We start from the raw sequence: 24000 nt of genomic DNA on the forward strand, positions 1-24000 counted from the left end.
ACAAGCCGCCACGTTACGGTTGAGCGTCACGCCGCCGGACGCGACAGATTCAGATGATCGCGCAAGGTCGTGCCGGTGTACTCGGTACGGAACAAGCCACGATCCTGCAAACGCGGCACGGCGAGACGGACGAAATCTTCCAGACCGCCCGGCAGGAATGGCGCCTGAATCATGAAACCGTCGCACGCGCCGCTCTCGAACCATAGCTGCAGCGTGTCGACCACCTCGTCCGCCGCGCCGACAAATTCGCGCAGCGGCCCCACGCCGTAGCGCGTCCCGAGTTGCCTGAGCGACAGACCATGTTTGTGCGTCAGTTCGGCAACTTCCTTGTAGTGTCCCTGCACGCCCGGTACGTCGACTTGCGGCAGGACGTCGTCCTGAGGATACTGGCTGAGATCGATGTCCAGGTGGTATGACAACGTCGACAGTCCCGCTTCGGGCACGACGAGGCTATTCAGCAAGCGCTCGGTCTCCTCGGCAATCAGACGCGTTTCGCCGACGATCGGCACGATCCCGGGCAACACTTTGAGCTCGTCCGGATTGCGGCCGAATTTCGCGGCGCGCCGCTTCATGTCGCGATAGAACTCCTGCGCGGATTCGAGCGACGAATGCGTGACGAAGATCACCTCGGCCCAGCGCGCGGCGAAATCTCTCCCGCGCCCGGACGCCCCGGCCTGAATGAAAACCGGCCGGCCTTGCGGTGAACGGCTCACATTGAGCGGCCCCTTCACGCGAAAGTACTCGCCCACGTGATCGATCGCGGCGACCTTCGACGGGTCGGCGAACTGCGGCGTCTCACGGTCGAGCGTCAAGGCGCCGTCACGCCAGCTGTCCCACAGCTTGCAGGCCACTTCGACGAATTCGTCGGCACGATCGTAACGTTGATCGCGCGAGAGCTGCGCCTCGAGGCCGAAGTTCGCGGCCTCGGCGGCCTGGAACGACGTCACGATATTCCACGCGGCACGCCCGTCGCTCAGGTGGTCGAGTGTCGCGAGCGAGCGCGCCACCGCGAACGGCTCAAAATACGACGTCGAAATCGTGCTGGCGAGACCCAGGCGTTCGGTTGCCGCGGCGACGGTGGCCAGCACCGCAAGCGGCTCGAGCCGCAAGGCGCCCAGCGCGCCATAACGCAGCTGGCTGTCGGTGCTGCCCTCATAACGGCTCGGCACGGCCAGGATGTCGGCAAGAAATAGCAGATCGAACTTGCCGTCTTCCAGCAATCGTCCCAGCTTCTTGTAGTAACTGCCCGAAAGGAGGTTCGTGTCGGCGGAGGGGTAGCGCCAGCCGCCGTGATTGCCGGACACAGGACCGGCAAGCGCGAACGCTGCGAGGTGCATCTGATCGTTACGTGGGGTCGTCATTCTGTTCGCGATGAGGGGCGCCATGCGCCAGACGCTAGGCACATAACGCCGATGTGACGCTGGCGAGGCAAACTCTGCGAGCGCCGAAGGAAGCTACCCATCATAGCGCCAAGCCGTCCTGCGCCATAAGCCGAGTCCAGATAAACAATTCAGGAATCAAGATATAGAAACCGAATGCGCTCGGCATAGAATTCGCGCTTCTCTTGCGCACCGGTAGGGACGACGTCTTTATTTGCCGGCGCTGCGCAGATTTCATTTCTCGGGAACCCGGATGAGATTCGCTGTCCGATCATTGCCTGGCGCCGCGATGGCCGCGCTCCTGTTCACGTCCTCATTGCCGGCGCAGGCTGAGGATTTCAAGGTCGGCACCATTTTGTCGACCACCGGCCCATCGGCGTTTCTCGGCGGCGACATGAAGGACGGCATGGCGATCGCCGTGGACGAAATCAACGCGCACGGCGGTATCGACGGCAAGCCGATCAACTGGACCTTCTATGACGCCCAGAGCCAAACCGCGACGGCCATTGCGTCGACGCGCCGGCTGATCGCGCAAGACCACGTCGATATCATCGTGGGAGGCGGCAACATGAGCGGCATTGCTCAGGCGATGGTGCCGCTGGCGGAGCAGGCAAAAATTCCGTTCATGTCGACCGAAGGCGCCGCCTCGATCGTCAATCCGGTCGCGCAGCGCCAATGGATATTCAAGAGCACGGTCGACGACAGCGTCGTGTTCGAGCGGCTCGCCGATTACTTCAGGAAGAAAGGCATCACGAAGGTGGCGCTGCTGCACGACACCAGCGGCTTCGGTCAGGCCGCTGTGCAGGAGCTCGCCAAAGTTGCACCGGAGCGCGGACTGACCACCGTCGACGAAGCCTTCAATCCGACCGACACGGATCTCACGCCACAACTCACGCGTATCAAGAGTAGCGGTGCGCAGGCAATCGTCTGCTGGACCACAACGCCTGCGGGCGTCATCTTCATCAAGCAGGCGAAGCAACTCGGCCTCGGTGACCGTACGCTGATTCACAGCTACGGTTTCGTGTCGCAGCGTTATATGGAACTGGCCGGTAAAGATGCCGACGGCGTGCTGCTCGTTTCGGTGAAGTTTCCGGTCGGTGCAGACTTGCCTGACACCGATCCGCTCAAGCCGAAGATCGCGACGCTGACCGCCGCATTTCAGAAGCGCTTCGGCCGCGCGCCAAACCAGTTCGTGGCGCAGAGTTACGACGCGGTCTATCTCGCTGCGCAAGCGCTCAAAGCCGGCCATGGCGAACGTGGCGCGACGCGCGATGCGCTCGAGAAAATCTCGAAGTACGACGGCGTGGAAGGCACCTTCAACTTTTCGCCGACGCGACATTCCGGACTCTCCAAGGACGATCTCGTGCTGATCACCTGGAAAGACAATCGCTTTCGCCTCGTCGACTATCGATGAGCCGGCCGCCATCGACTGCCTCGCGTCATGCATAACGTAGCGCTTCTGCAAATTGTGCTTTCCGGCCTCGGCACCGGCAGTATCTACAGTTTGATCGCGATCGGTTTCAACATCACCTACAAGAGCACCGGCGCGTTGAGTTTCGTGCAAGGCGAATGGGTCATGCTCGGCGGCCTCGTCGCGGCCGCCGGCGTGACGCATTGGCATCTGCCGGTCTGGGCCGCGTGCATCGTCGCAACGCTCATCGTGGTCGCGTTGGGTTTCCTGTCGGAGCGCCTCGTGATTGCGCCGATCCGGCATCCCTCGCCGCTCAAACTGACCCTCGTGACAGTCGGACTGGCGCTGGCCTGCAAAGGCCTCGCAATGCTCGTGCTTGGCCGCTCGCCGCAAGGTTATCCCGGCCTGTCCGGCGACGCGATGGTGCACCTGGCGGGCGCCGCGATCAACCAGCAGACGCTTTGGATCATCAGCGTCGCCGTGGTGTCGATGTGCGCGATTCACCTGTTCTTCAACCACACGACCACTGGGATCGCCATGCGGGCAGCAGCGGCCAATCGCGATGCCGCCGATCTGATGGGCGTGCGCCGCGGGCGGATGGTCTCGCTGTCGTTCGCGTTGGCTGCCGGCTTCGGCGGACTCGCCGGCACACTGATCACGCCCCTCACATTGATGTCGTTCGACAGCGGCGCCACCATCGGCTTCAAGGCATTCAGCGCGGCGATGCTGGGCGGCCTCGGCAACCTCTACGGCGCGGGTCTCGGCGGCCTCGTACTAGGTTTGATCGAAGCCCTTGCCGGCGGTTATCTCAGTTCGCAGTTCAGGGACGCGGTGTCCTTCGTGATCCTGTTGCTGGTGTTGATCGTGCGTCCGCAGGGTCTGTTCGGCAAACCCGATATCGTGAAGATCTGACATGCGCACCGCCCTCCGCCGTTTGCTCGCCAGCGAGCCGCGCTTGCTTGCCCTGCTGTGGCTGGTGCTCGCCGCATGGCCATGCGTGGCGTGGAACGACTATCTGGTGAGTCTCGGCAGCACCTTCCTGATCAATCTGCTGCTGATCGCCAGTCTGAACCTGCTGGTCGGCAACGCCGGACAGATCGGCCTTTCACACGCCGCCTTTTTCGGCATCGGGGCGTACACGAGCGGTATTCTGTCGACCGCGCTAGGTTGGTCACCGTGGCTCGGCACCCTGGCCGCGCTCGGCGCCGGCGCATGCGCGGCGGTCCTGATCGGTCTGCCGACGCTGCGCTTGCGCGGTCATTCATTCGCCATGGCGACGCTTGGCTTCAATGCCATCATCTCGGTCCTGCTGGTCGGCTGCGTGGGGATCACGGGCGGCCCCAACGGGTTGATCGGCGTGCCGTCTTACGCGCTCGGCTCGCACGTGCTCGACACACCCGCGGCCTTCTATCCCGTGGCGTGGCTCGTGACCGGCGTGGTGATGCTCGGGTTGCTGAATCTCGAACGTTCGCGTGCCGGCCGTGCGCTTCGTGCGCTTTCCGCCAGTGACGTTGCCGCCGCCTGCAGCGGTGTGCCGGTGTTCCGCTACAAACTGATCGCCTTCACGCTCGCCTCGACCTTCGCCGCGCTGGCCGGCGCGCTCTACGTGCATCAGAACAATTTTGCCTCGCCCGACACGTTCTCGTTTTCCACCTCGGTACTGCTGCTGGTCATGGTGACGGTAGGCGGCGCCGGACGTTTTTTCGGCCCTTTGTTCGGCGCGTTGATGGTCACCGCATTGCCCGAATTGATGCGTAGCTTCGACGATATCGAAACACTCGTCATCGGCGTAGCGATGATCGTGGTGGTCGGCTTTCTGCCCGGTGGCCTGGCCGCGAGCGTGGCGCGCGTTGCTACGCGCCTGCGCAGGGCCGATCACCTCAGCGGCAGGCGGGTCCGATGAGCGATTTCCGACTCGAAGTGCACGGCCTTGGACGGCGCTTCGGCGGCTTGCGCGCGCTGCACGATGTGTCGTTCGTCGTGCAGCCGGGCCAGATCTGCTCCGTGATCGGCCCCAACGGCGCAGGCAAATCCACCTTGCTGAACATTCTGAGCGGCGTCACGCCGCCGTCCGCGGGCACGATCACCCTCGGAGGCCGGCGCCTCGACCGGCTTGCCGCGCATCAGCGTGTCGTGGCCGGCATGGCGCGCACGTTTCAGAACCTGCAACTGTTCGATGAACTGACGGTGCTCGAGAACGTGATGATCGGAGCGCATACGCGCAGCCGTTCAGGCTTCATCGCGGGACTGACCGGCTCGCCCGCTGCGCGACGCGATACCGCCGACGCACGGCACACCGCCTGGCAACTGCTGGATCGGCTCGGGCTAGCGGATCGTGCTCAGGCGCCCGCACAATCGCTGAGCTACGGCGAAGCGAAGATCATGGAAATCGCCCGCGCGATGGCGTCCGAGCCCCGCATCCTGCTGCTCGACGAACCGCTTGCCGGACTGCCTGGCGGCGCGGTCGAACGGGTTGCCCAGGTTGTAGTGGATCTCAATCGCACTGGAACCTCGATCGTACTGGTCGAACATAACGTGCGGGTCGTCATGCAACTGTCTCATCAGGTCATCGTGCTCAGCAACGGCGAGCTCATCAGCGAAGGCACGGCCCTGCATGTGCAAGCCGATCCGGCCGTGATCGAAGCCTATCTCGGAGAGCCCGCCGATGGTGCTTGAGGTAACGGATCTGCATGCCGTGCGCGGGGCCGCGCACGTTCTCAGGGGAATAGACCTCGCCGTCGGCGAGCACGAAGCGGTGTGCCTGATCGGCGCCAACGGCGTCGGCAAATCGACCATCATGCGCGCCATGACCGGCCTGTTGCGACCGGTTCGGGGAACCGTGCGCTTCGACGGCGCCGAGATTCAGTCTCTTACCGCCGACGCGATCGTGGGACGCGGCGTGGCGCTGGTTCCCGAAGGACGACAGGTGTTCGCACCCTTGAGCGTTCTCGACAATCTACGCATGGGCGCATACAGCCGCCGCGGTTTGAGCAGAAGCGAGTCCGAAGCCGACCTGGCCCGCGTACTCGCGATTTTTCCGAAGCTCGCGGACCGGCTGAAGCAGCAGGCGGGTACCTTGTCCGGTGGTGAACAGCAAATGGTCGCCATCGCGCGTGCCTTGATGAGCCGGCCGCGCCTGCTGCTGCTCGATGAACCCTCGCTCGGACTCGCGCCGAAGATCGTCGCCAGCATTTTCGACGTGATTGCGCGACTGGCGCACGAAGGCACCGCGATCCTGCTCGCCGAGCAGAACGCGCATATGGCCTTTAAAGTGTGCTCAAGAGGGTATCTGCTCAGCGAGGGCCGCTGTGTGTTGAGCGGAGACACAACCGAACTCGCCACCCACGAACGCGTCAAGGAAGCCTATCTCGGCGGGTGACGCATGCAATCAATCGTGATGGCGATTGATAAAAGCGCACCACGCCGGAGAAACGGGTCGCCGCGCCGGCCTGAATCAATGCTTCGCCAGCCGCCGCACCACCGCGATCATCCGGTCGACTTCCTCCGGCGTGTTATAGAACGCTAGCGACGGCCGCACCGTAGCCTCCAGACCAAAGCGCCGCAGGATAGGCTGGGCGCAATGATGACCGGCTCGCACGGCGATCCCCTCTTCGCTGAGCGCGCGCCCCACCTCTTCGGGGGTATAGCCGTTCAGAACGAACGACAGCACACTCGCCTTGTCGTCCGCGGTGCCGATCAGACGCACGCCGGGAATCGGCTTCATCAGTTGCGTCGCATAGCAGAGCAATTCGTGTTCGTAACGCGCGATGTTTTCAATACCGACGCGTGTGACATAGTCGAGCGCCGCGCCCAGGCCGACCGCATCCGCGATATTCCCGGTGCCCGCCTCGAACCGATGCGGCGCCGGTTGAAACGACGTCCGCTCGAAAGTCACATCGCTAATCATGTTGCCGCCGCCCTGCCATGGCGGCATCGCATCGAGCAGCGCCCGCTTGCCATAGACGACACCGATCCCGGTCGGCCCGAACACTTTGTGCCCCGAGAATACGAAGAAATCCGCATCGAGCGCCTGCACATCCACGCGCATATGAGACACCGACTGCGCGCCGTCGATCAGCGCAACGGCGCCGGCCCGATGCGCCAATTCAATGATCTCCTTGACCGGCACCACGGTGCCGAGTGCATTCGATACCTGTGTGACCGAGACGATCTTCGTTCTGTCGTTCAACAGCCGGCTGTATTCTTCGAGCAGCACCTGGCCCGAATCGTCGACCGGAATCACCCGCAGCTTCGCGCCGGTTAGCGAGGCGAGTTGCTGCCACGGCACGATGTTCGCATGATGCTCGAGATGCGACACGATAATCTCGTCGCCTGCGCCGACGTTCTGCACGCCCCACGACTTGGCGATCAGGTTGATCGCTTCCGTCGTGCCACGTACGAACACGATTTCCTCAGTCTGTGAAGCGCCGATAAAACGCTGCACCTTGCTGCGCGCCGCCTCATAAGCGTCAGTGGCACGGCCCGCGAGCGCGTGTGCCGCGCGGTGAATATTCGAATTCTCGTGCCGGTAGAAATACGCAAGGCGATCGATCACCGATTGCGGCTTTTGCGTCGTGGCCGCATTGTCGAACCACACGATTTGCCGCCCGTTCACACGCTCCTGCAGGATCGGAAAGTCGCGCCGAACCGCGTTGACGTCGAACGGCGGATGAGCCGACTGATCCGCTGCCGCAGATTCGCTCGCGCGGGCCGAGGCTGGCGTCCCGGGCGCGTGGATATCGTCGAGAAAGTAGCGTCCGGTTGCATCCGGCTGCGCCGGCGACGCCTCCGTCATGCCACGCGGCGCGCCGAATGGCGTCGCGTGCGGGGGTGTGGCGCTTGCGGGAACGTCAACCGGCACCATCGACGGAACCGCGAACAGATCGAGCGCCGGTATGGCGGACGGCGACGCGCCTTCGGGGTTGTACGCGGACGGTCTGGGGAGGTCGAGGAAATAGTAAGGCGACGCACTGCCTCTACCTGGTGCGCCCTCAGTTGGGACATGAACCCCTGCGGCTTCGGGCACACCCAGCGCCGTGCCGCCATAGCGGCTGTCGAGTGCAGGCGCGACCGTCACCAGATTGTCGGGCAAGCCGTTCTGGGCCGTTGCGTGAGGCGACAAAGCGGGCGCACGGTTGCCGAGCGATAGCACATGGGTCGGCGCCGAAGGCGCAAGGTTGGCGCCCGGCACTTTGCCCTGGGGCATCGCCGCGCCCGGTATGCCGCTGCCTGCGCCGGAGGGTCCCGCCATCGGCGAGCCCGGCGGCACCGGATTCGTCGAAGCCGGCACCGCAGGCGCCGCTGCTGCAAGCTCGGAGGGCACGCTGCCGGGCACGCCATGACCCGCGGGCGTGCTTCCCGGCAGCGCGGCAAAAAGCTCGTTCGCAAGACGCGTCAGCGTTGCTGGATCGGGTAAACCGGCAGGAAGCGCTGAGGTCGGATCCGGATACGCAGTCGGCGAACTAGAGGTATTTGTCGGCATAGTCATGGTACTTGCCAATCTCAACGTCCTCGAGGACTGCCAGCGCGTCCGGCGTATGCACGGCAAGCGAGCAGTACAGCGACACCAGATACGAAGCGATCGCCTGGTTGTTGATTCCCATGAAACGCACCGATAATCCCGGCCCCTGTTCGCCTGCCACGCCCGGCTGATAAAGACCCACTACGCCCTGGCGTTTGTCGCCGACCCGCAGCAGCAGAATTTTGGTCTTGCCGTCCTCGATCGCCACCTTGTCTGACGGAATCAGCGGAATACCACGCCACGTGATGAATTGCGACCCGAACAGGCTGACGGTTGGAGGCGGCACGCCACGGCGCGTGCACTCACGGCCGAACGCCGCGATTGCCCATGGATGCGTCAGGAAAAACGCCGGTTCCTTCCAGACCTTGGTCAACAACTCGTCGAGGTCATCCGGGGTCGGCGCACCGGTGAGCGGCAGTTGGCGCTGCTCGTCCGCGACGTTCGCCAGCAACCCGTAGTCAGGGTTGTTGATCAGTTGGCTCTCCTGCAATTCCTTGATCGTTTCGATCGTCAGACGCAGTTGCTCCTTGATCTGGTCGTGCGGGCTGCTGTAAAGATCGGAGATGCGCGTGTGCACCTCGACAATCGTGCTCACCGCGTTCAGGAAATATTCGCGGGGCTCTTCTTCGTAAGGCACATAGGTGGTAGGCAACTGGCTTTCGTCTTCGCGCGCCGTGCATGCCGCAGTCACGGCTTCAGGATTCTTGACCTGATTCAGACGGTAGATACCCGCCTCGACCGGCACCCACTGCAAAAAATGCGTGAGCCAGCGCGGGGTAATCGTTGCTAGTTGGGGGATGGTTTTGGTGGCGTTTGCTAACTGTCTTGCTGCACGGTCGCCGAGTGCGGTGTGGCCTGCTGTTGCCATTGCAATACCCCTTTTTCATGAGTGAAATACGGGAATGCTTATAAGCAAAGGGAATTTACGGAGCGCGTTCAAGATACTGCGCCTTTATGGCAGTTGCAAGTCTTGGATAACGTCATTTCCCGGCGTGACGAACGCACTGCGTCGGCATGAAGTTTTCAGGTACGGCGAGGTCGGTTCGCTACACCCGTTGTCAACCGATACAACCACCACCCCGCCACCATGGCCGGCAGGAAATAGAGCGCTTCCGAGTCAGGGGCCGCAAGCAGCGCGATGGCGGGGCCGGGACAATAGCCGGCGATGCCGCACCCAACGCCAAAAATCAGTGCGCCGACAACCAGCTTACGGTCGATGCCTTTCGTTGTGGGCAAATCGAAGGACTGCGCCAGCAGCGGCGTTTTGCGCTGCAAAATGAACGGAACCTTCCCATGCCACTGTATTTCAGGCGCGCCGCAGCGGTCGGGCATCGATCCACATGCGCGCCCAGCGAGCCGCATAGGCCAGGGCAAGATCCGACTCGAAGAAGTAGTCGAGCGCGTCGAATACGAAAGCCGGCTTCAATAGCGACACTTCGTCGTGAATGACAAGGTTGGCGGCAAACAGGCCACCGGTTAAAGCTTGCGCCGCCGGTGAGACTTCATACCCTTTGTATACATGCGCGATTGACCTCCGATACACGGCACAGTTGAAGCAACGGATCGAGGTTAGTCGGCTTAACGAAGCGGGAGAAATAAGTATTTGGCAAATGCAAATCCGGATCTGCTCGTCGTTGGATAGATGAAAAAGACGAGTGCTTCGACAGCGCGGCGGCGGGTCTGTCATCACGAGCCGCGCTCGAACATGATGAAATCAGATGCATTGCTTAAAAAGACCTATGCGTGCCAGCAGCGGGCTCATATCGGTAGCGTGAATTGTTAGATGCCGGTCCGCTTCTGCACAAACAATTCCTGGGTAATGTATGCGCAGAAATCGGCACCGACATACTTTGCGAGAGAAAACACATGTCCACTGACGACACGCTTGAACGCCCCCTCGAGACGCTTCTTCCTGAGGCCGCCGCTGCAGCATTGCACAGACGTTACGGAACGCATCTGGCAGCATCGCTGCCGGCATGGAACGACACGCTGGAAACGCTACTCGCACATCGCTCCGTGCGCGCCTATAAGGATCGTCCGCTGCCCGACGGTACGCTTGAAACCCTGATTGCAGCAGCGCAGTCCGCACCGAGTTCCTCGAACTTGCAGACCTGGAGCGTCGTCGCCGTCGAGGATATCGAACGAAAAGCGCGCCTCTCCGTTCTGGCGGGCAATCAGGCACATATCCGCGATGCACCGCTGCTGCTGGTATGGCTGGCGGATCTGGCAAGGCTTGAAGCGGTGGCCGCGCGCGCCAGCGTCAAGCCGGAAGGACTGCACTATCTCGAGACCTTGCTGGTCGGCGTGATCGATGCGGCGCTTGCCGCGCAGAACGCGGTGGTCGCGCTCGAGTCGCTGGGTCTTGGCTCGGTCTATATCGGCGCAATCCGTAACGCGCCCGAACAGGTTGCGGCGGAGTTGGGCTTGCCGCCGCATGTGCTGCCGGTGTTTGGCTTATGCGTGGGCTACGAGGACCCTGCCCGTCCAGCGCAGGTCAAGCCACGCCTGCCACAATCCGTGGTGCTGCACCGCGAGCGCTACAACGCGCACGCGCAGCCGGCCGGCATCTCCCTTTACGATGACATCCTGTCCGGGTTCCAGGCCCAGCAGGGTCAGTCCGAAGCGGTCTGGACCCACCGCTCGGTAGAGCGGTGGCGTACCCGCGAATCGCTGCATGGCCGTGATCGCTTGCGTGACGCGTTGGCCGCGCTGGGTTTCGAGTTGCGTTGAAGCCTGCGCATGGTCGGTCGAGGCGTTGGCGGAGGTCAGTTGAGCAGCCTCCGCTTCTCCGTCTTCACAACGCGCCATGCCGTGGCGGCAGCGTGCCATTGAGGTAGAAGTTGCCCACGGCGTGATACTTCCAGCGCACCGGATCATGCAGCGTATGCGTGCGCGCATTGCGCCAGAAGCGGTCAAGGCCGAGTCCATCGAGTGTCGCCGCCGTGCCCGCAAGTTCGAACAGACGCGAGCCCGCATCCAGCGAAACTGTCGTGGTGAGCGCCCGTGCCTCAGCAACAGCAATAGATGCCTCGGCCACCGAGCGATCGGTGGGTTCGGCCTGAGCGGCATCGACGAAACGGCCGGCGCGGCGCAGCAACGCTTCGGCTGCGCGCAGCCGCACGGCGAGGTCGCCGAACTGCGCGATGGTGAGAGGGTCGTCGGCAGCGCGCGCCACCTTCGCGTCGATCCACGGCCGCGAACGCTCACGGACAAACTGCAGCGCGGCTGCGAAGGCGCCGCGCGCCTGACCCAGATCGATCGCTGCGTGAATGATCTGCGCAAGCGGCCCGATCGTCGTCGCCCGTTCGAACGAGACCTGAAACGGCACGACCCATTCGGGTTCGACACGCACATGGTCGAACTGCACCGAACCGCTGCCGGTGACCCGCTGGCCGAAGCCGTCCCAATCGTCGATTACCGTCACGCCCGGCGTATCGCGCGGCACGAACACCAGGTACGTGACGTCGCGGCCTTCGTCTTCCGCGACGACAAGCGTGGGAATCCAGTGTGCGTATAGTGCGCCTGTGCAATAGAACTTGCGGCCGTCGATATGCCAGCCGGCCGCCGCCCGTGTGAGCCGTGTACGCCGTTTGAAATCCTGATGGCCGATTTCCGCGAGTGCATTGCCAAAACGTTCACCGGCCAGCACACGTCCGTAAAAAAACCGCTGCTGCTCGACGCTGCCGCCGACGCGCAGCACTTCAAGCGCATAGAAATGGTTTTGCGGAATCTGGCCAAGCGAACCGTCAGCGGCGGCAATGGTTGCGGTCACCTCAGCGAGGGTACCGTTACGCACGCCCGCGCCGCCGAACTCGCGCGGCACGGTAATCCCCCAGAGGCCGCTCGCCACAAATGCGTCGAGCTCGGCCCAGGGGAGCCGCCGCTCACGATCGCGCCACGCGGCTTCAGGTGCGAACGCGTCGGCGAGTCGCCGTGCCGCGAGCAGCGCTTGCGCGTCGTCGACAATCCGTTGCGGGGTACGCGTTTCGCCGGGCAATTCCCCTGATGCCACGTCATTGAGCGTTTCAGCAGAAAGATCAAGGCTCATGTTTCAGTTCCACGAATGCCGTGCCGGCAGGACATGATTCAGGTGATAGTTGCCCAGCAGATGCAGCTTCCAGCGCACGGGGTCATGCAGCGTATGGGTGCGGGCGTTGCGCCAATGGCGGTCGAGGTTATGCGCCGCGCGAGTGGAAGCGGAGCCCGCCAGTTCGAAGAGTTTTTCGCTCGCTTCGAGCGCGATGCGCGTGGTCAGCACCTTGGCCTCGGCCACCGCAACCGACGCCGCCGCGCTGCCTTCGGCGTCCAGCGTTTGCGCAGCGAGGAGGTCGAGCGTGCGGCCGGCCTCCTCAAGCACTTCGTGTGCGGCATGCAGATCGATCTGCAACCGGCCCACATCGGCGATGATGTACGGATCATCGCTCGCGCGCTCAAGGCCGGAGTCCACCCAGGGGCGTGCGCGTTCGCGCACGAACGCGAGCGCATCGGCAACGGCGGCTTGCGCGATTCCCTGGTCGATCGCAGCTTGAATCAACTGCGAGGTCGGCCCGAACAGGCCCGGACGGTCGGCGAGTTGCCAGACCGGCAGCACGTCCTGCGGGTCGACCGGCACCTGTTCGAAGGTCACCGTGCCGCTCGCGGTGGTGCGTTGGCCGAACGAACTCCAATCGTCGATGACGGTAAGGCCTGGCGCATCACGCGGCACCCACACTTGCACGGCGCGGCCTTCGTCGTCCGTCGCGCGCGTCGGCACGCGATGCGCGAACAGTGCGCCGGTGGAGTAGAAGCGCTGACCGTCGAGGCGCAAGCCGTCCGGGGTCCTGACTAGCCGCGTCGTGCCCTGCAGGATCGTCGCGGCGCCGGCCGAGCGGCGTTCGGGTCCGGCATTGCCAAGCCGCCGGCCTGCCAGCACTTCGCCGTACAGGCGGGCCTTTTGCGCCGGTGTGCCGATCTCGCGCAGCACCCCGAGCAAGCCAAAGTGATTCTGCGGAATCTGCCCGAGCGCCGGATCGGCCGCGCAAAGGATCACGAAGACTTCCGCCAGCGTCGCGAACGAGACGTCGGCGCCGCCGTATTCGCGGGGAACCGTGATCGCGCCAAGCCCGCTCTCCGACCAGAGATCGAGCTCCGCCCAGGGCAGCAGACGTTGACGGTCGCGCTCAGCCGCGCCCGTGGCGAATTGGGCCGCGAGTGCATGCGCGCTGGCGAGCGCTTGCGCGTCATCGGCAATGCGCCGCACGCGAGCGGGATCGGGAAGGCGCGGCAAAGGATTGGCCGCGGAAGATGAGTCGGGATAGACATGATGATTCGTGCAGACAGAGGTGGCGCCCGAGCGCCCCTGCCAATCCGGCCGCCCCGCGGCTTCGGCCTTAACTGCGCGAGACAGCATGCCATCGGGACTTGCGGGAGACCGTGATCGGGAAAGAGATCGGGCCAATCGCGTATTGAACCAGCACACGCAGGCCACGCCTACTACCGAATTGGAACTTGCTTATGAGGATTTCCGCTTTGCGCGGTTATGCCCGCCGGGACTAGCCAATTTGCAGCGTGCACAGATCTTTTTCGAACAGAAAGCCTGGCGGCTCATCTTCCCCGAAGTCATGCGCCGAGAGCAACGTATAGCCACTCGTCTCGTATAGCGCGATGGCCTCAGGCTGCCGGGGCCCGGTGCTGAGGAACACGCGCGTATAACCCTGGCGAATGGCCTGCGCCTCCAGTTCGGCCAGCACGCGGCGCGCAAGGCCCCGACGGCGATGATCGCGGCTGACCCAGATGCGCTTGAACTCTGTGGTGCCGGCATCCGCATGGCGCATGAACGCGCCGCCGGCGATTGCCTGCCCGTTACGCAGCAGGAGCACGAAGGCGCCATGCGGCGGCGCGAACGCCTCGACCGGATAGCGCTGCAGTTCCTTCGAGATCTCGTCCGGATCGATCAGACCTTCGTAACGGCTGCCATATTCGTAGGCCAGTTCATCGAATAAAGGACGCGCCAATGGGTCGTGAACCGGAACGTAAACGAAGCGGTCATCAGGCACGGTTGACGGATGCGCGGCCAGGGTGGACATCGTGACTCCTGCGTAAAACCAGCATGATTGGAAGTAGTGCTGTGCGCCGGGAACCGAAAACCGGAAATCGCCGCGGCGCGTGGACACGCCTAGTGAAGCTTCGGAAAGCCATGCCGTTCGGCCAGCAACGCAAGAATCCGCTTCGTATCGGTGACGAAGCGCTTGTCGCCGAGCGTTTCAGCGTCGTCGGGTAGCGGGTGCTCGTCACCTAGAACGAGCACCGGCAGGCCCTGATGCGCGTCGTCGAGCGCGGCGATCACATCCTGCCTCGGCCGCAAAAACGAAACGCGCTTTACGTCGAGCCGTTCGACGCGCGCAGGGTCGCTCGCGAGCAGCCCTTCGATCGCCACCCCGTGCGGACAAACAAAGCGCTCACCAGGGTGAGCGGGATCGGTAAAGCCCGGTTCCAGTAACAACAGCAAATCTCGGCTCATGATGAGCAAATCTCCCACATTTGGTTAGTAACGTTAAATGTTTTTTCCTATCCCCTGCCTCGCTCACCATCAGAGGCTTGCAACATCCACCGCTCCGTGGCTAGGCGGCGACGGTCTCGCGCGCGGTGGCGGGTCGCCAGCCGAGTTCCGGTGCGATGCGCGTGACGAAGTCTTCGATAATCTGGTGATAGTTCTCAAACGGCAGGTCATAGGGCAGTTCGAGGCGCAGTTCGCGAACCTGCCCAACGACCGGATCGTCCAGCAGTTTGCCGATAATTTCGTCGGCCGTACCGACGAGGTCGGGCACGAACAAGGTGCGCCGCTCGCCATGCGGCGTCAGCGTACGCGCGTGGCGCCCCTCGGCGAACTCACGATAGCGCTGCCGCGTGCCGGCATCGGCGCCGTCGGTCGGCACGATCACGCGGCCCAGCGCGATACGCGGCGCGCGGGCTTCGCGCCAGTGCGAGCGGTACAGATCAAGCTGACGTAGTTGCGCGTCGCGGTAATCGTCCGTCCCCTCACCCGACGTAATGTTGCCGATCAGCAGATTGAAGCCGTTACGACCCGCCCATTCGATAGAACGCTGTGAGCCGCCGCCGTACCAGAGGCGCTCGGTCAAGCCCGGCGCGTAGGGCGTCACGCGCGGCCGAACACGGCCTGCCGCGGATTCGACGAAGCTATCTTCGTCGCCGAGCCACTCTCCCGCGAGATTGCGGCGCAGACGCTCGACACGCGCGTGCGAGAAGTCGATCAGTTCGGGATTCGCATCGAAAAGCCGGTCGCCGAGCAGGATGCCGTGCGCAGGCGCACCCGCGCTAAGCCCGATATTCAGGCGGCCCCGAGACAGCACATCGACGGTTGAAAGATCCTCAGCGAGCCGGAATGGATTCTCATACCCCATCTGAATCACCGCCGCGCCGAGTCCAATCCGCGTCGTACGCTGGCTCGCAGCAGCAAGGAACGTCGCCGACGACGACACCGCGCGCTCCAGATGGCGCTGGCGCACCCACGCGCTGTCGTACCCGAGCGCTTCGCCAACGGAGAAGAGTTCGAGCGTTCGCTCGAAGCCAGCGAGCGGCGCGTCGTCCGGATAGTTACCCGGGGTCAGGAAAGCAAGATGTTCAATGCGGACAGCACACATACCGGACCTCTGTTGTTGTTCTCGCGATGCATCGGCATCAGATCGGCTGCGCCACGCACCGGTGTGGTTATTCCCGCCTGGGCGCACGCTATATCAGGCATCCGGAAAGCCGGGAGGATTGGTTTCGGAGCGATCGACGGCCTCCGTCTGCAGCCCCCAGCGGGCAAGCGCCGCGCGATATTGCCCGCCGCGGATCAGCCCGTTGGTCGCGGCCGTCAGCGCCGGGGCGAGCCCGCTGCCCTTGCGCGTCGCGATCGCGACATCCGCCTTGCCCGGCCAGCCCGCGTTGATCGTGCCCACCTGCCGGATCTTTCCCTGCGTCGCGGCTTCGTAGGAAAGAGGACCGTCCGGGTCGAAGATGACATCCGCGCGACCCGACAGCAGAGCAAGCCGCTCCGACGCGCTGTCGTCGTAGTACTGGAACGTGGCCTCCTTCAGCCCATGTGCCGCGTTCTGCTGGTTCCACTCGATCAGGATGTGCTCCTGAATCGTCCCAGAGCCCGTGATGATCCGCAGTCCGGCGATATCCCGAGGTTCGCGGATCGACTTGATCGCGCTGGAAGCCTGCACATAAAAGCCGTGCAAACCCTGCCGGTACGTTGTGAAGTCGAACTTCTGCTTGCGCTTCTCGGTCACGCCGACGTTCGAGATCACCGCGTCGTATTTGCCCGATGCGAGGCCGAGTGGCCAGTCCGGCCACGCGACGGGCACCAGCAGCAATCGCAGGCCGAGTGCATCGGCGACAAGCTGTGCGTAATCAGGATCGGCGCCCACGATACTCCGGGCGTCGGTCGCATAGGTTGCGATTGGCGGCGCGAACGGCGCAACGGCCACGGTGAACACACCGGGCGTCACGAAGCGGTACGCTGAAAGCGAGCGCGCGGCCTCGCGATCCTGAGGCGCACGGACGCGCCCTTTCTGTTCCGGACTGAAGTCGAAAGACTGCGTCGCAGCCAGTGCAAATCCAGCAGGCCACCCAAGCGGCACGGCGGCGAGCACGGCCATGTTGATCAGGAACGTCCGTCGCTGTGTCATCAACTGTTCTACGTTGTGGCGTTTTCCGCGTTGCATACGATCACAGTACCTTCGAAAGGAATTCACGTGTGCGCGGGTGCGCCGGATCACCGAGCACGCTAGCCGGCGGACCCGATTCCACCACGCGCCCGGCGTCCATAAACACGATCGTGTCGGCCACCTCGCGCGCGAATCCGATCTCGTGCGTGACGACGATCAGCGTCGTGCCCGAACGCGCAAGCTGGCGGATGACGTCGAGTACTTCGTTGACGAGCTCAGGATCGAGTGCCGACGTCGGCTCATCAAACAGCAGAACCTTCGGCTTCAACGCAAGCGCTCTTGCGATCGCCACGCGTTGCTGCTGACCGCCGGATAGCTGGCGCGGCCAGGCATCCGCCTTGCCGGTGAGTCCTACGCGCGCCAGCAGCGTGCGCGCTTCCGCCTCGGCCTGAGCGCGCGGCACGCCTGCCGAGAGCGGCGCCTCGATGACGTTATCGAGCACGCTCAGGTGTGGGAAGAGATTGAAACTCTGGAACACCATGCCGACGTCGGCGCGGCGCCGCTGCAGAATGTCCTTCTCCTTGAGTTCGTAGAGCGTGCGTCCTTCCCGGCGATATCCGACCAGTTCACCGTCAATGTCGATGAAGCCGTCGTCAACGCGTTCGAGATGGTTGATCGAGCGCAGCAGCGTCGATTTGCCCGAGCCCGACTGGCCGAGAATCACCGTGACACTGCCCGACGGAAACGCCAGCGAAATGTTGTCGAGAACCTTCAGTGTGCCGAAACTCTTCGATACGTTGTGAATGCCGACCTTGCCGCCGACGCGCTGCTGCGCCCATCCCGTCGCGCCCGCTTCGGCTGCCGTGCGGTCCTGCTTTTCTGGCTGGCCTGCGTGCGTTGCACGTGCGGCGCGTGCGCCACGCCACCGTCCGAATAGCGCGGCCAGCGGCGACAGCGCCACCTGCTCGCGCGTCGCGCCGCGCGCGTAATACCGTTCGATGTGAACCTGAATCGCCGACAGCACGGTCAGGATGATCAGATACCAGACCGTCGCGACCATCAACAGGGGAATGACCTCGAGGTTGCGGTGATAGATGATCTGCACCGTATAGAACAGGTCCGGCATCGCGAGGATGTAGACAACCGACGTGCCTTTCGCCAGACCGATCACGTCGTTGAACGCGGTCGGCAGGATCGAGCGCATTGCCTGCGGCAGCACGATGCGCCGCACCTGACGGGCGCCCGGCAAACCGAGCGCGGCGGCGGCTTCACGCTGCCCGTGGTCGACGGACAGAATCCCGCCGCGGATCGCCTCGGCTGAAAACGCAGCGTGGTTGAGCGTGAGACCGAGCACTGCGGCGAAGAATGGGCTGATCAGGTTGGTGGTCGGTTCACTCAGCAGCGTGATCTGCGTAAACGGCACGCCGATCCAGATCGTGTCATACAGGTAGCCCAGGTTGTTCAGCAGGAGCAGCAGCACGATCGGCGGAATCGAGCGGAACAGCCAGATGAACGCCCATGCGCAGCCGGCCAGCAATGGCGAACGGGAGACGCGCGCCAGGGCGAGCGGCGTCGCAAGCGCAAAGCCGAAGAGCGCACCGAGGGCCGTGAGCACGAGCGTACGCAGGAGCCCTTCGAGCACCGGCCCGGCAAAGAACCATTGCGCGAAGACGTCCCAACCCCAGCGCGGATTACCGAGTACCGAGTTCAGGACGATCGCGATCAGCAGGATCGCCAGCACGGTTCCGGCCGTCCGCGCATGATGTCTCGCCGGAACGATCCGGTAGTGCGCGTACTCGTGCCCTGCTGCGCTATCGTTCGCATGGATCACATGGCCCGCGTGGACGGGGCCGCCAAGCTGCTGGGTGGTGTCGCTCATGATGCCGCCCTCCAGGATTGCAAGCCGTTCGGCGAGCCGTTCGTCATGCCGTTTCCGCGGTTGCGTAGCGGCTCTCGCGGCGCGGCAGGCCGAGGTGATCGCGCAGCGTCGCCCCAGGCAGCGTGCGGCTGTAGCGGCCGCGCGCCTCCAGCACCGGAATCACGTGCCGGACGAAATCGTCGAAGCCCTCGGCCTGCACCGGGAAGCCGAGAATGAAGCCGTCAGCCGCGCCGGCGTCGAACCAGCGGATCAGCTCGTCCGCGACCTGCTCGCCGGTGCCGATGAACTGCGGTTTCGGCGTCGCCACCTCCAGCGCGACCTCGCGCAGTGTCGAACCCGTACGCTTCGCGTCGGCCTTGATGCGGTCGGTCGTCGAACGGAAGCTGTTCGTGCCGAGATCGCCCAGATCCGGAAACGGCGCGTCGAGCGGATATTGCGTAAAGTCGTGGTGCTCGAAGAAGCGGCCGAGATACGCGAGCGCGTCGTCGATGGTCAGCAGATCGCGGATCGCGCGATACTTCGCCTCGGCTTCGGCCGCCGTCGCGCCGACGATCGGGCCGATGCCCGGAAAGATCTTCACGTCCGTGGCTGCGCGCCCGTGTTCCACCGCGCTATGCCGCACGCTCTCCGTGAAGGCTCGCGTCTCTTCTAGCGAGGGCGAATGCGTGAACACCGCATCCGCGTATTTGCCCGCGAGCGCGATTCCGGAATCCGACGCGCCGGCCTGGAAGATCACCGGCTGCCCCTGCGGCGAGCGCTGAATATTGATCGGCCCGGCAACCTGGAAGAACCGGCCCTTGTGATCGAGCGTATGCAGTTTGTCGCGGTCGAAGAAACGGCCGGTCTCGCGCTCGCGCACGAACGCACCGTCGTCCCAACTGTCCCACAGCCCCTGCACCACTTCCAGATATTCGTCGGCGATTTCGTAGCGCAGTTCGTGATCGGGATGCTCGCCGCCGTAGTTCTTCGCGGACCCTTCGAGTGGCGACGTGACGACGTTCCATCCCGCACGGCCGCCGCTAATGAGGTCGAGCGACGCAAACTGCCGCGCCACCGTAAACGGATGGCTATATGAAGTGGAGAGCGTGCCTGCCAGACCGATCTTCGAAGTCGCCGTGGCGAGCGCGGAGAGGATCGAGATCGGTTCAAAGCGATTCAGGAAGTGAGGAATCGACTTCTCGTTGATATAGAGGCCATCGGCCACGAACGCGAACGCAACGCCGTTGGCCTCCGCCTTCTGTGCGATGCCCGTGATGAAATCCAGGTTGACGCTGGCATCCGCCGGTCCGGCTGGATGCTTCCATGAATTCATGTGGCCGCCTGCGCCGTGCAGCATGATGCCGAAAGTGAGGTTCCGCTGGGTCATGGTGGGGTCCGTAATGTGAGACTGGGGAGCGCGTCAAACGCGCGCGGCATGTTCGGTCACGGCCAGCGCTTCGACCGAAGCGAGGCGCAGCGCGTAGTCCGCGACCGGGGTGTCGATCACGAATTCCTCGATACCGAAGCGCTCGTGCAATGCGTCGAGTTCCTGGCGTACGTCGTCTGCCGTGCCGGTGAGGAGATGCGGATGCAGTTCGTCGAGCCGGTAGTCGGTCACACCGGTTTGCCGCGCGAACTCCGCGGCCGCCTCGGGGCTGGGGAGATTCACGCTTTGTCCCGTGGCGAGTTGCAGCTTGAAAATGCGCAGCGCTGGGACCTGGCGCTCGGCCTCGGCCTTCGACTCCGCTGCAAACGCGTAGAGCGCGAGCAAGGGCGCGCGCCCTGTTGCGTTGCGATAAACGTCAATCGAGCGTTCGAGGTTGGTTTCATCGCGATTGAAATGGCCGGCATAGCAGAATTGCCAGCCATGCTGCGCGGCGAGCGCGGCGCTCTCGGGGCTCGCGCCGAGCAACACGCCTTCCGGCGCCTGCGGCGGCGTGGGCAGCGCTACGGCGCCCGCTAGCGGATGATCAACGGCCACGCCCGACTTCAGGAACGCATCGAGTTCCGCGAGCTGATGGGCGAAATCGGGCTTCTTCGCCTTGTCGTGAAACCATTGCAGCGCGCGCGTCGTCAACGGCAGGCCGCCCGGCGCCTTGCCGACGCCGAGATCCACGCGCCCCGGCGCTAGCGATGCCAGCACCCGGAACGACTCCGCGACTTTAAAAGGACTGTAATGCTGAAGCATCACGCCCCCGGAGCCGACACGGATGCGCGAGGTGTGCGCGAGCAGATGGGACACGACGATCTCCGGCGCGGAACTTGCCAGTCCAGGCGCGCCATGATGCTCGGCGATCCAGTAACGCTTGTAACCCAACACCTCGGCGCGCTGGGCAAGCTGGACCGTAAAGCGCAGTGCATCATGGGCGCTGGTTCCGTCGGCGATCGGACTCTTGTCGAGAAGCGAAAGTGAATAGGACATATCGGAGTCCTCCTCATGCACCCACGGGTACATGGGGAAAAAGTTTTGAGGAAATTCCTGCATGAAGCCACTGAGCCCATTATCGCTAGCAGGCTTCGCGAGCGTTCCAGCAATTTTTGCTATGCATAGCAGGAAAACGCTAAAACACGTACCGGGCACGCGCGTAGTAGAAGCCGCCATTCACGCCGGTCGTCGAAGCAAATGCGTCGTACTGGCTCCCTTCGAGCTGGGCGACGTAAGGCAGCTTGCTCGGATACACGTCGAACAAGTTGTTCGCGCCCACTGCGATCTGGAATTTCTTCGTCACGTTGTAGCGGACCTCGACGTCGGTGATGTATCTCGCCGCATTCTGGAATTGCAGGAACTGTGTCGTCGAAAACGCATTGGGTCCGACGATGTAGGTTTCCTGACTCGTGGTGGAGCCATAGCGTGTTTCGTGCAGGCTCACGCCCCACTTGTCGAGATGCCATGTGCCGCCGATGATGATCTTGTTCTTCGGCGTCGACGTGGAGAGCCACGCGATCTGCTGCGCATTGAGTTCCGGCGCACCGTTGGCGCCGGCCGCCACATGCGTGACCGAGGTGGTGTTGATGTTCACGCCCAGGTCCCAGTCCACCTGTCCATAAGCACCAAAGCCTGTGTGGTAGGTGCCGGTCAGATCGATCCCGCGGGTACGCGTGCTCGCACCATTGGTGAAGTAGCTCGCGGATACCGCCGACGCCGGGACCGAGCTGGGCACCGACAGCCCCGCGGCCTGCATCGCGGCGATCGCGGCCGCGCCCGAGGCCGTCCCGCCCTCGACGATCCGGTTGCGAATGTCGATCTGATAGGCGTCGAGCGTCAGGTGAAGATCGCGTGCCGGGGTCAGCACGAAGCCGATGTTGTAGTTGGTCGACTTCTCCGATTGCAGCGGCTGCGCGCCGATCAACCTGGCTGCCGCCGAGTTGGCGGCAAGAAGGCCGAAGACGGATGCGGGCGATTCGTTAATGTTGCTGTAGTACTCCTCGGCCAGCGAGGGCGCGCGGAATCCGGTGCTGACGCTGCCGCGCACCGCGAAAACAGGCGTGAAATCGTAGCGGGTCGAAAGCTTTCCGTTCGTCGTACTGCCGACATCGCTGTAATGCTCGAAGCGTCCGGCCAGATCGACCGTCCACTTCGGCGTGACATGGGTCAGGAGGTCGATATACGTGCCGATCACGTTGCGCGAGTTGTCGCTCGCGCTAACGGGCGCAAGGCCCGGCAGCGCCTGCGAACCGCCATCGACATAGGATGCAAAATCGCCCGCCCCCACCGAGTAGGTCTCGCGCCGCTGCTCGACACCCCATGAGACGTTCACAGGCACCGCAAGCAACGGCAGCTGGAATGCCCGTGAGAAATCCAGATTGTTCGTCAATTGGGTGTTGCTGACCGTCGCCAGATGGAACGTGCTCGGCGTATAGCCCTGCGCCGCGAACAGCCCCGTGTTGGCCGAATTCTCCATGCCGATGACGTCATGGTCGCCGCCATAGGTCGTGCTCAAATCCCACGACCAGCCGAACAGGTTCTGCCCTTTGATACCCGTCGTGACCGAATAGTCGTTCTCGTTGACCGTCTCCCTTGGCACAAACCCGTCCGGATAGACGGCCGGAAGCACCGAAGGCGGACGATAGTTCTGGTAGGCCTGTGCGTTGCGATGCGCGTACGTGCCAAAGCCATACAGCTCGACATCGTCGCCGAGGTAATATCCGGCGTTGTAGCCCACCGACTCGCGCGTGCTGGCCGGATCGCCTTCGATCGGGTTGTAGTAACCGTGCCCCGGCTGGAACGTTCCGAAATAATCGTCGGGCCCGGTGCGGACCGTATGGTTCTGGCGGTCGTATTCCGCGCTCAAGTCCAGAAAGCCCTTGCCGCCCAGATCCAGACCGATACTGGCCGATTCGCCATTCTTGAAACCATCGCCGGCATAGGTCTGGCCGTTCGTCGTCTGCAGTTCGCCACCGTGCGAACTCTTCTTCAGAATAATATTGATGACGCCCGCGATTGCATCCGAACCGTACTGTGCCGCCGCCCCATCGCGCAGCACCTCGATGTGATCGATGAGCCCCACCGGAATCATGTCGATGTCGACGCCGGTTGAACCCTGATTCAACCCGCCGTCGAGCGCGATGTTCGCCGTGGTATGGCGACGCTTGCCGTTCACGAGCACGAGCACGTGGTCCGGACTCAGACCGTGCAGCGTCAATGCGTCGGTCAGCACGGCGGCGTCCCCCGCATAAGTCTCATGCGCAATCGAAGGCGACAGCTGGACGAGTGCATCGCGCAGATTGCTCTGCCCTGTCGCCTGCAACTGGGCGCTGCTGATCACATCCACCGGCGTCAGGCTCTTGCTCGCCTTCGTATCGGTGCGAGTCCCCGTCACCACCACTGTATCCTGCTGCACCGTATCCGCCGCGCCGGGCTGTCTCGCTTTCGACTGAGCGCTCGCGGCCGGCGAGGTTTGCGTGGAATCGGCGGTGGGCGAGGCAACCGGGGCGTCGCTCACGCCCGTCGGCGCAGCCGCACTTTGCGCCCATGCAGCGCCGTTGCACGTGATTGCCAGCACAGCAACCGACAGCACTTTTCGCCGTGCCCCCATGATCGGCTGACCTGCCCGATTCTTTCTGCTTTTACCACGCATCGACTGCCCCGTTGGTTATAAGTGGATACAACGATTCAGCACATCGGCCCATATCAGCCGATGCGCCACGCCAACCTATTAGTGATACTTAGGAAATGT

The 24000-nt window shown here is 63.5% G+C and carries 21 protein-coding genes; 6 read left to right on the forward strand and 15 right to left on the reverse strand.

Annotated features, from left to right (window positions below; genetic code table 11):
• Positions 1 to 26: 26 nt before the first annotated feature.
• Entirely contained in the window at positions 27 to 1361 is a 1335-nt protein-coding gene (locus tag PQQ95_RS20700) for an LLM class flavin-dependent oxidoreductase (RefSeq protein WP_408439981.1), read from the reverse strand.
• Positions 1362 to 1632: 271 nt separating this feature from the next.
• Between PQQ95_RS20700 and PQQ95_RS20705 the strand changes: the two genes are divergently transcribed.
• The 5 genes from PQQ95_RS20705 to PQQ95_RS20725 are packed head-to-tail and all read left to right on the forward strand — an operon-like array spanning position 1633 to position 6169.
• The gene (locus PQQ95_RS20705) at positions 1633 to 2793 is read left to right on the forward strand and encodes an ABC transporter substrate-binding protein (protein ID WP_408439982.1); all 1161 of its coding nucleotides are present in this window, start codon (positions 1633 to 1635) and stop codon (positions 2791 to 2793) included.
• A gap of 27 nt (positions 2794 to 2820) precedes the next feature.
• Positions 2821 to 3702 carry a branched-chain amino acid ABC transporter permease gene (locus PQQ95_RS20710; RefSeq protein ID WP_408439984.1) on the forward strand — a complete coding sequence of 294 codons (882 nt, stop codon included), beginning with the start codon at positions 2821 to 2823 and terminating at the stop codon, positions 3700 to 3702.
• Position 3703: 1 nt separating this feature from the next.
• Entirely contained in the window at positions 3704 to 4693 is a 990-nt protein-coding gene (locus PQQ95_RS20715) for a branched-chain amino acid ABC transporter permease (RefSeq protein ID WP_408439987.1), read from the forward strand.
• Positions 4690 to 5466 (forward strand): ABC transporter ATP-binding protein, encoded by a 777-nt coding sequence (locus PQQ95_RS20720; RefSeq protein WP_408439989.1) that lies wholly within the window; start codon positions 4690 to 4692, stop codon positions 5464 to 5466. The genes PQQ95_RS20715 and PQQ95_RS20720 overlap by 4 nt, the downstream gene beginning before the upstream one ends.
• Positions 5456 to 6169: an ABC transporter ATP-binding protein gene (locus PQQ95_RS20725; protein WP_459251991.1), complete on the forward strand. Its 714-nt coding sequence runs from the start codon at positions 5456 to 5458 to the stop codon at positions 6167 to 6169. Before PQQ95_RS20720 ends, PQQ95_RS20725 begins: the two co-directional genes overlap by 11 nt.
• Positions 6170 to 6244: 75 nt before the next feature.
• Here PQQ95_RS20725 and PQQ95_RS20730 read toward each other — a convergent pair whose 3' ends face one another.
• From PQQ95_RS20730 to PQQ95_RS20745, 4 genes are all read right to left on the reverse strand, one after another.
• Positions 6245 to 8278: a family 2A encapsulin nanocompartment cargo protein cysteine desulfurase gene (locus PQQ95_RS20730; RefSeq protein WP_408439991.1), complete on the reverse strand. Its 2034-nt coding sequence runs from the start codon at positions 8276 to 8278 to the stop codon at positions 6245 to 6247.
• On the reverse strand, positions 8253 to 9179 hold the full coding sequence (locus PQQ95_RS20735) for a family 2A encapsulin nanocompartment shell protein (protein WP_408439993.1): 927 nt from the start codon (positions 9177 to 9179) through the stop codon (positions 8253 to 8255). Before PQQ95_RS20735 ends, PQQ95_RS20730 begins: the two co-directional genes overlap by 26 nt.
• Before the next feature lie 155 nt (positions 9180 to 9334).
• The gene (locus PQQ95_RS20740) at positions 9335 to 9643 is read right to left on the reverse strand and encodes a DUF6691 family protein (RefSeq protein WP_408439996.1); all 309 of its coding nucleotides are present in this window, start codon (positions 9641 to 9643) and stop codon (positions 9335 to 9337) included.
• Positions 9618 to 9854: a hypothetical protein gene (locus tag PQQ95_RS20745; RefSeq protein WP_408439997.1), complete on the reverse strand. Its 237-nt coding sequence runs from the start codon at positions 9852 to 9854 to the stop codon at positions 9618 to 9620. The genes PQQ95_RS20740 and PQQ95_RS20745 overlap by 26 nt, the downstream gene beginning before the upstream one ends.
• A gap of 323 nt (positions 9855 to 10177) precedes the next feature.
• Between PQQ95_RS20745 and PQQ95_RS20750 the strand changes: the two genes are divergently transcribed.
• The gene (locus tag PQQ95_RS20750) at positions 10178 to 11041 is read left to right on the forward strand and encodes an NADPH-dependent oxidoreductase (protein WP_408439999.1); all 864 of its coding nucleotides are present in this window, start codon (positions 10178 to 10180) and stop codon (positions 11039 to 11041) included.
• A gap of 64 nt (positions 11042 to 11105) precedes the next feature.
• Here the strand turns inward: PQQ95_RS20750 and PQQ95_RS20755 are convergent, their stop codons facing one another.
• From PQQ95_RS20755 to PQQ95_RS20800, 10 genes are all read right to left on the reverse strand, one after another.
• Positions 11106 to 12359 carry an SfnB family sulfur acquisition oxidoreductase gene (locus PQQ95_RS20755; RefSeq protein ID WP_408440001.1) on the reverse strand — a complete coding sequence of 418 codons (1254 nt, stop codon included), beginning with the start codon at positions 12357 to 12359 and terminating at the stop codon, positions 11106 to 11108.
• A gap of 3 nt (positions 12360 to 12362) precedes the next feature.
• Positions 12363 to 13550 carry an SfnB family sulfur acquisition oxidoreductase gene (locus tag PQQ95_RS20760; protein ID WP_408440075.1) on the reverse strand — a complete coding sequence of 396 codons (1188 nt, stop codon included), beginning with the start codon at positions 13548 to 13550 and terminating at the stop codon, positions 12363 to 12365.
• A gap of 292 nt (positions 13551 to 13842) precedes the next feature.
• The gene (locus PQQ95_RS20765) at positions 13843 to 14376 is read right to left on the reverse strand and encodes a GNAT family N-acetyltransferase (RefSeq protein ID WP_408440004.1); all 534 of its coding nucleotides are present in this window, start codon (positions 14374 to 14376) and stop codon (positions 13843 to 13845) included.
• Between the two features lie 89 nt (positions 14377 to 14465).
• The gene (locus PQQ95_RS20770) at positions 14466 to 14810 is read right to left on the reverse strand and encodes a DUF3088 domain-containing protein (RefSeq protein WP_408440006.1); all 345 of its coding nucleotides are present in this window, start codon (positions 14808 to 14810) and stop codon (positions 14466 to 14468) included.
• A gap of 100 nt (positions 14811 to 14910) precedes the next feature.
• Positions 14911 to 15951 carry an LLM class flavin-dependent oxidoreductase gene (locus tag PQQ95_RS20775; RefSeq protein WP_408440008.1) on the reverse strand — a complete coding sequence of 347 codons (1041 nt, stop codon included), beginning with the start codon at positions 15949 to 15951 and terminating at the stop codon, positions 14911 to 14913.
• Positions 15952 to 16044: 93 nt separating this feature from the next.
• A complete protein-coding gene (locus PQQ95_RS20780; protein WP_408440011.1) occupies positions 16045 to 16986 on the reverse strand; it encodes an ABC transporter substrate-binding protein in 942 nt (313 codons plus the stop codon).
• Between the two features lie 40 nt (positions 16987 to 17026).
• Positions 17027 to 18844 carry an amino acid ABC transporter permease/ATP-binding protein gene (locus PQQ95_RS20785; protein WP_408440014.1) on the reverse strand — a complete coding sequence of 606 codons (1818 nt, stop codon included), beginning with the start codon at positions 18842 to 18844 and terminating at the stop codon, positions 17027 to 17029.
• A 43-nt stretch (positions 18845 to 18887) separates the two neighbouring features.
• Positions 18888 to 20210, reverse strand: a complete 1323-nt coding sequence (locus PQQ95_RS20790; RefSeq protein WP_408440017.1) for an LLM class flavin-dependent oxidoreductase — start codon at positions 20208 to 20210, stop codon at positions 18888 to 18890.
• A 33-nt stretch (positions 20211 to 20243) separates the two neighbouring features.
• Positions 20244 to 21245, reverse strand: a complete 1002-nt coding sequence (locus PQQ95_RS20795; RefSeq protein ID WP_408440019.1) for an LLM class flavin-dependent oxidoreductase — start codon at positions 21243 to 21245, stop codon at positions 20244 to 20246.
• Between the two features lie 139 nt (positions 21246 to 21384).
• A complete protein-coding gene (locus PQQ95_RS20800) occupies positions 21385 to 23859 on the reverse strand; it encodes a TonB-dependent receptor plug domain-containing protein (protein WP_408440022.1) in 2475 nt (824 codons plus the stop codon).
• Positions 23860 to 24000: the final 141 nt, after the last annotated feature.

It is taken from the genome of Paraburkholderia caffeinilytica (assembly GCF_046030355.1).
Lineage (GTDB): Bacteria > Pseudomonadota > Gammaproteobacteria > Burkholderiales > Burkholderiaceae > Paraburkholderia > Paraburkholderia caffeinilytica_B.

Coding starts and splice junctions, on each gene's coding strand:
- PQQ95_RS20700 (WP_408439981.1), bottom strand. CDS start 1,361: ATGACGACCCCACGTAACGATCAGATGCACCTCGCAGCGTTCGCGCTT.
- PQQ95_RS20705 (WP_408439982.1), top strand. CDS start 1,633: ATGAGATTCGCTGTCCGATCATTGCCTGGCGCCGCGATGGCCGCGCTC.
- PQQ95_RS20710 (WP_408439984.1), top strand. CDS start 2,821: ATGCATAACGTAGCGCTTCTGCAAATTGTGCTTTCCGGCCTCGGCACC.
- PQQ95_RS20715 (WP_408439987.1), top strand. CDS start 3,704: ATGCGCACCGCCCTCCGCCGTTTGCTCGCCAGCGAGCCGCGCTTGCTT.
- PQQ95_RS20720 (WP_408439989.1), top strand. CDS start 4,690: ATGAGCGATTTCCGACTCGAAGTGCACGGCCTTGGACGGCGCTTCGGC.
- PQQ95_RS20725 (WP_459251991.1), top strand. CDS start 5,456: ATGGTGCTTGAGGTAACGGATCTGCATGCCGTGCGCGGGGCCGCGCAC.
- PQQ95_RS20730 (WP_408439991.1), bottom strand. CDS start 8,278: ATGACTATGCCGACAAATACCTCTAGTTCGCCGACTGCGTATCCGGAT.
- PQQ95_RS20735 (WP_408439993.1), bottom strand. CDS start 9,179: ATGGCAACAGCAGGCCACACCGCACTCGGCGACCGTGCAGCAAGACAG.
- PQQ95_RS20740 (WP_408439996.1), bottom strand. CDS start 9,643: ATGCCCGACCGCTGCGGCGCGCCTGAAATACAGTGGCATGGGAAGGTT.
- PQQ95_RS20750 (WP_408439999.1), top strand. CDS start 10,178: ATGTCCACTGACGACACGCTTGAACGCCCCCTCGAGACGCTTCTTCCT.
- PQQ95_RS20755 (WP_408440001.1), bottom strand. CDS start 12,359: ATGAGCCTTGATCTTTCTGCTGAAACGCTCAATGACGTGGCATCAGGG.
- PQQ95_RS20765 (WP_408440004.1), bottom strand. CDS start 14,376: ATGTCCACCCTGGCCGCGCATCCGTCAACCGTGCCTGATGACCGCTTC.
- PQQ95_RS20770 (WP_408440006.1), bottom strand. CDS start 14,810: ATGAGCCGAGATTTGCTGTTGTTACTGGAACCGGGCTTTACCGATCCC.
- PQQ95_RS20775 (WP_408440008.1), bottom strand. CDS start 15,951: ATGTGTGCTGTCCGCATTGAACATCTTGCTTTCCTGACCCCGGGTAAC.
- PQQ95_RS20780 (WP_408440011.1), bottom strand. CDS start 16,986: ATGACACAGCGACGGACGTTCCTGATCAACATGGCCGTGCTCGCCGCC.
- PQQ95_RS20785 (WP_408440014.1), bottom strand. CDS start 18,844: ATGAGCGACACCACCCAGCAGCTTGGCGGCCCCGTCCACGCGGGCCAT.
- PQQ95_RS20790 (WP_408440017.1), bottom strand. CDS start 20,210: ATGACCCAGCGGAACCTCACTTTCGGCATCATGCTGCACGGCGCAGGC.
- PQQ95_RS20795 (WP_408440019.1), bottom strand. CDS start 21,245: ATGTCCTATTCACTTTCGCTTCTCGACAAGAGTCCGATCGCCGACGGA.
- PQQ95_RS20800 (WP_408440022.1), bottom strand. CDS start 23,859: ATGGGGGCACGGCGAAAAGTGCTGTCGGTTGCTGTGCTGGCAATCACG.